We start from the raw sequence: 978 nt of genomic DNA on the forward strand, positions 1-978 counted from the left end.
GGATATGGCTGACCGACATGCCCTGAACGTCTTCGGCGGCTTCGGTAGGCATTTGGAAACGCCCTTGCCGACGCTGTTCCATAGCCTGCCCAAGCCCTATCTCGAGCCGGTCATCGGGCCCGATTCCCGCCTCTTCTATATCGGCATCAACTGGGAGCGAATCAGCGGTACGCGGGGTCGTCACCACGATCTGCTCGAGCGGCTCGATGCCGAGGACCTGATCAACATTCATGGGCCCGAGGAGTTCTACGGCGTAAAACCGTGGGAAGGTTTTAAGAACTACCGGGGCGAAATTCCGTTCGACGGCCGCAGTGTGCTGGTTGAGCTCAATCGTTCCGGCATCTGCCTGGCTTTTTCGTCGGCGGCCCATCAGCGCTCCGGCATCATGAGCAATCGGCTGTTCGAGGGGCTGGCGGCCGGCGCCGTGGTGATCTCCAACCCCCATCCCTTTATCGACAAGTATTTTTCCGACTGCGTCTATGTCGTCGACGACCAGGGTACGTCCCTGGAGCTCTGCGAAAAGGTTCGGGAGATCGTGAACCGGGTTCGTCAGGATCCTGAGGATGCCTTGAGGCGGGCACGGCTCGGACAGCAGCGGCTGGCCGAGCGTTTCTCGCTGGACGGCTGTCTGCTCGATCTTCTCGCCGGCCATGGCGAACGAACCGAGCGCCGCCGGAACGCAACCCTCGGCGAGCCTGGCTCGGTCTCCGTCTTGGCTCTGTTCTCGGAGGGCGGCCTCGACATCCTGGCCGATATGATCGCGAATGCGACGCGGCAAGTTCATGTCGCGACGCATCTGACCATTCTCTGCCCAGCGCGGTTCGGCGAAGTGCATCGCGACGAGATCGACAGCCTTGTGCAGGCCGCGCGCGCGGCGCCAGCGATCGCGTCGATCGATGTGCTGCCCTATGACGGCTTCGGCGACAGCGCATCGGCTCTCGCCAGTGCGCGGGGAGCGGTCGTCGCCGACATCCTGCG

The 978-nt window shown here is 63.1% G+C and carries 1 protein-coding gene; it reads left to right on the top strand.

Annotated elements, in window-relative coordinates:
* Positions 1–64: 64 nt before the first annotated feature.
* Positions 65–978: glycosyltransferase family protein (locus AC1DVA_RS28680; RefSeq protein WP_476808171.1), on the top strand; the 914-nt coding region annotated here is incomplete at its 3' end.

Source organism: Allobosea sp. P4_C6 (assembly GCF_056402015.1).